This window comes from Microcystis sp. LEGE 00066 (assembly GCF_015207925.1).
GTDB classification, from domain to species: Bacteria; Cyanobacteriota; Cyanobacteriia; order Cyanobacteriales; family Microcystaceae; genus Microcystis; species Microcystis ichthyoblabe_A.
In genome coordinates, this window is record NZ_JADEVX010000270.1 from 1 (window position 1) to 4,136 (window position 4,136).

Sequence of the window (4,136 nt, forward strand, 5' to 3'; positions counted from 1 at the left end):
GGCTGTGGAAATTTGTCAAAAAGAAATGTTTACATGGTAAATATTATGAAAACTTTTCTGACTTTTCTTCAGCTATTTATGAATGTCTGAATGATGCCCATCTGAAACATAAAAAAGAACTGGATTCTTTGCTGACTCTACGATTTCAGAAGTTTAATAAATCTCAGATTATGAACGTCTAAAGTATACTTAGCAATCCCCAACTAATCAAGGATTACTCAGGATACTGACCCGGACTTTTTCGCCATTTTGCAAAGGTTTACTACTATTAACGACGAAACGCTCCCCCGGTTCAAGTCCGGTGATAATTTCTACTTGACCGTCAAGCGCTTGACCGAGACGAACGAGACGTTTTTGCACTTGTGAGTTAGACTCGGAAAGGACGAAAATGGCTGGGGATTCCCCCTGACTGACAATTGCTGTTTCGGGGACAATCACCTGAGGGGCAGAATTATTATTAAACCGCACCCGGGCCAATAATCCCCCTTTAATTAAACCATCCCCATTGGGTAGAGTAATCTCCACGGGAATCCGCCGGGCCGTGCCTTGGCTGAGGGGGAAAATCCTGTTGATGCGACCGGAAAAATTTCTCTCACCGAAAGCATCAAGGCTGACATTAACCGTTTGTCCTAAATTAATCGTTTTTAAATCCAATTCCGATAATAATACTACTACCTTGACCTGTTGAAAATCACCAATTTTGAGGACTTCATCGCCGATACTGACTAAATCCCCCGGCTCTTTTAGTTTTTCGATAACTATCCCCGTCGCCGGTGATTTAAGAATAGCATAGGCCTGACGTTGTTGTTCCTGAGCGATGACCGATTTTTGGGCGGCAATTCTGCCGATAATTGCCGCCACTACCTGTTCCTCGACTTTAATTCTCGATCTCGCGCTATTAACGGCTTTTAAAGCCACTGCCGCCGCAGTTTGGGCTGTTTCACCCTGTTGTAGGGGAATCGCCCCTTCTAGGGCTAATTTTTGCAGGCGCTCGCCATCATTTTTGGCCTGTTGATATTGTAGTTGTAGGCGCTCCACTTCAATTTCAGCGTTACTGACTTCAATTCTCGCCCGGGCTAATTCCGCTTCTAGGGCCGACAGGGCGGATTTTTCTTGCCGGACAACGGTGGCAAGGAGACGATCATCAACATGAGCTAGGATTTGTCCTAATTGCACCTCATCTCCCACATCGACGGGGAGATTGCGTAACTGACCGGTGGCTTGCGATCGCAGAGAAACTACTTTTAAAGGTCGGGTAGTTCCCGTGTAATCGAGATTGCGTCCGATGGTTGCCAGTTTAGCGGTGGTGACGTTGACGGTAGTAGTACGGGCCGCTGGTGGCGGTGGTTGGGTTTCGGTCCTGGGAGAACAACTCGCGCTTAAGGATAAGATAACCAGAGCGGAAAGGATAATCGGAGTCGATCCCATGGCGATAATCTTGGTAGAAAGCTGCTTTTGAGTCGATGGTCGCTTATTCTTCGTCCCAAGCTTCTACCGCTACCACTTCGCTGAGAGGGTCTTGCATGGAGAAACCGAAATCGAGCAACTCCTGCTTCCAGTATGCCCACTCATCTCCGTATAAAAGAGCCAGTTTCCAGATACTATCGCTAGGTTTGACTACTTTTGCATCTATCCACTTGCTAGCCTTGCGTTGAAACTTCACCATCGGGTGAGCTACAGCTTGTTTGGTCATAAATTCAATTGCTATGAATACTTCAGATTTTGCGCTTCCCGACTAAACTAACTCAAGACTAAGACTTTTGCCATTACAAAGGAGCGAGAAGCGCGTTTATTAACTTATTTTTACACCATATCTGTGGTTTTAGGCAAGTCTTTTTAACCAAAAGTACGGTAATTACTACTATAGATTAGTATAACCGGAGGCCACAATCATGGAACCGATGCCTCGATCGGTGAAAATTTCCAGTAAAAGGGCGTGGGGAAGACGACCATCGATAATATGAGCGGCCTGAACTCCCTGAGCCAGCGATCGCACACAGCAGCCAACTTTGGGAATCATCCCGCCGGCAACGATACCTTTTTGAATCAACTCCCGGGCCTGTTGGATATCTAATTTAGCCAATAAAGTGGAAGGATCCTTATAATTCTCTAAAATTCCGGCTGTATCGGTCATCAAAATCAGTTTAGCCGCCCCTAAAGCCGCCGCTATTTCTCCGGCTACCGTATCGGCATTGATATTATGAGCTTGGCCGGTTTCATCGGCGGCCACACTGGAAATCACGGGAATATAGCCACTATTGACCAAGGATTCGACAACGCTAGTATCGACACTGCTCACTTCTCCCACAAAACCAATGCCCTCTTTCCCCACGGGACGGGCGGTGATCAGATTACCATCCTTACCGCATAATCCTACCGCTTTACCGCCGGCTTGATTGATCAGGGCCACAATTTCTTTATTGACGCGCCCCACCAGCACCATTTCTACCACATCCATGGTGGCGGCATCGGTGACGCGTAAACCGTCTTTAAATTGGGGTTCAATGCCCAATTTATCCAGCCAACTATTGATTTCTGGACCACCGCCGTGGACAATAACGGGACGAACCCCCACACAGGAGAGAAAAACGATATCTCGCATCACCGTGTCTTTGATATCGCTGTTATTCATGGCCGCACCACCGTATTTAACCACTACAGTACGACCGCGAAATTCTTGTATATAGGGTAGGGCTTCGCTGAGGATTTTCACCCGTTGGGCATCGTTTTCGTGGGTATTATTGTTCATGGGTTTTTTTACCTGTCTGATTCAGTGATCAGTTTAGCGGTTTCGGGTTTGACAAAAACTGTTCACCTTGAACCGATTGCTAGAAAGTCTTAGAATTACAGAATTTTTCGACGCAACGGACAAAAATCTCCACTCCCATGGTTAACACCGATTCATCAAAATCAAAACGGGGATGATGGTGGGGATAGGCTAATCCTAATTCGGGATTGGCGGATCCCAAGAAGAAATAACAGCCCGGTACTTCCTGTAAAAAGAAGGACATATCTTCCCCTCCTAGGGTTTGACATTCGGGAACGATTCCGGCCGGGGTTTCCACCACTTGTGCGGCGATGGAGCGCACTAATTCCGCCATCTGATCATGATTGATTACCGGGGGATACAATTGCCAGTAATCGAATTGATAACTAGCCCCCTGACTTTGACAGATGCCCGCGATAATTTCTTCCATCCGCTGTCGGAAATAGCCTCCTAACAGGGGATTGAAATAGCGCACCGTCCCACTGAGATTAGCACTATCGGCGATCACGTTTCTAGCGCTTCCCGCCGCTAATTTACCCACAGTCACCACGGCGGCATCGAGGGGGTTAAGGTTGCGGGCGACGATGGTTTGCAAGGCGTTGACGATTTGGGCCGCCACCAGTAGTGAATCGACGGTTTGATGGGGAATTGCCCCGTGGCCGCCCCGGCCTTGAATCTGGAGATCGAAACATTCCACCGCCGCCATTAAAGGCCCATTTTTCACGCCTACTGTCCCTAAGGGCAGATTATTCCAGAGGTGTAGCCCGATAATTGCCTCCACGTCGGGATTTTTCAGCACTCCCGCTTCGATCATCGGTTTCGCCCCCCCCGGCCCCTCTTCGGCGGGTTGGAAAATAATTTTTACTATCCCCTTGACATCGTGACGGTTTTGTGCTAGGTAAACTGCTGTGCCGAGGGCGATCGCTGTGTGACCATCGTGACCACAGGCGTGCATTTGGCCCGGATGTTGGGAACGATAGGGGACTTGGTTTTCTTCGGCGATCGGTAGTGCATCCATATCAGCCCGCAGGGCTAAAACTGGCCCCGGTTGACTGCCTGCGATGGTGGCGACAATTCCGGTGCCGGCGATACCGGTTTGATGGTCAATTCCGTATTTAGTCAGGGTTTGACTGATTAAGGAGGCGGTGAGATGTTCTTGAAAGCCTAGTTCTGGTTTTTGGTGTATTTGTCGGCGCCAGTGGACTAATTGCGGCTGTAGAGAACGAATAGCAAGGCGAATTTGAGGGCAATTTAAGCTATTGGGGACAGGAAAGGAGGAAATCATCGGGTTCGGACGGCTAGTTTTTTTGATCACTGGTTTCTAGTTTAACTTCAGGGGACAGGGGACAGCTTTGTTCTCCCCACACCC

The 4,136-nt window shown here is 48.3% G+C and carries 4 protein-coding genes and 1 pseudogene; 1 reads left to right on the top strand and 4 read right to left on the bottom strand.

Features of this window, described 5'->3' with window-relative positions:
- Positions 1-182 (top strand): annotated as a pseudogene (locus tag IQ224_RS22050) (IS630 family transposase); the annotation flags it as partial.
- Positions 183-207: 25 nt separating this feature from the next.
- Here IQ224_RS22050 and IQ224_RS22055 read toward each other — a convergent pair.
- From IQ224_RS22055 to IQ224_RS22070, 4 genes are all read right to left on the bottom strand, one after another.
- Positions 208-1,428, bottom strand: a complete 1,221-nt coding sequence (locus IQ224_RS22055; protein WP_194033497.1) for an efflux RND transporter periplasmic adaptor subunit — start codon at positions 1,426-1,428, stop codon at positions 208-210.
- A gap of 43 nt (positions 1,429-1,471) precedes the next feature.
- Entirely contained in the window at positions 1,472-1,693 is a 222-nt protein-coding gene (locus tag IQ224_RS22060) for a DUF4327 family protein (protein ID WP_002737463.1), read from the bottom strand.
- Positions 1,694-1,861: 168 nt separating this feature from the next.
- A complete protein-coding gene (gene argB, locus IQ224_RS22065) occupies positions 1,862-2,749 on the bottom strand; it encodes an acetylglutamate kinase (protein ID WP_149988009.1) in 888 nt (295 codons plus the stop codon).
- A gap of 79 nt (positions 2,750-2,828) precedes the next feature.
- The gene (locus IQ224_RS22070) at positions 2,829-4,052 is read right to left on the bottom strand and encodes a M20 family metallopeptidase (RefSeq protein WP_194033498.1); all 1,224 of its coding nucleotides are present in this window, start codon (positions 4,050-4,052) and stop codon (positions 2,829-2,831) included.
- Positions 4,053-4,136 lie beyond the last annotated feature (84 nt).